The following is a 643-nucleotide window of genomic DNA, read 5'->3' as shown; positions in this document are numbered from 1 at the left end:
CGCTGCCGTAGTAGAACCGCGCGCACGCCGGCAGGCCACCGCCGCGCGCCGGCCAGCACGGTGCGGCGCCTCATGGCACACCCGCCACGTCTTGACCGGCGTGGCCGCCACCGCCGGCACGCGCGGCAGGTACAGCGCCACGTCGCCCTGGTCGATGGAATAGACGTCGCTGGTGCGCGCCAGCACGCGCTCGTCCGATTCGATGGACGTGGTCACCAAAATTTCGGTGCGCGCCGTGCCGCTGGCCAGCAGAACGTCCGGCGCCGGCACGTAGGCGCCCGACGCATCGCGCACCACCGCCACGCCCTCGGACAGCCGCACCCGCGGCGGCGCGTACACACCGCCGCCCTGGTGCTGCACCACCTGCGTGGACACCGCCATGCGCACGCCGGTCGGCTGGGTCGAGACGGTGATGCCTCGGTCCACCAGGCGCGTCACCAGCAGCGAGCGAAAGCCCGCGTCGAAGCCGTCGCCCTGGGCGGGCAGCAGATAGATCGGGTACTCCCCCGGCGGCCAGTCGCGCAGCCGCACCGCCGTGCGCTCCGCCACGTCGCGGGCCAGCACGTCCCAGTGCTGCACGGCGCGCGCGGTTTTCTGCGTGGAAGGCGCGTGCAGTTCGTCGCGCGGCAGATCGGGCGCCGCG

1 protein-coding gene is annotated in these 643 nt (G+C 74.0%); it reads right to left on the bottom strand.

What is annotated here, in order from left to right; translation table 11 throughout:
* The coding region (locus AC27KI_RS26700; protein WP_487116912.1) for a hypothetical protein at nt 1–643 on the bottom strand (643 nt) is incomplete at both ends.

The sequence above is a fragment of the Acidovorax sp. KPB24-03 genome (assembly GCF_057546605.1).
The sequence above is the reverse complement of the archived record's forward strand: the minus strand, read 5'-3'. Positions and strand labels throughout refer to the sequence as shown.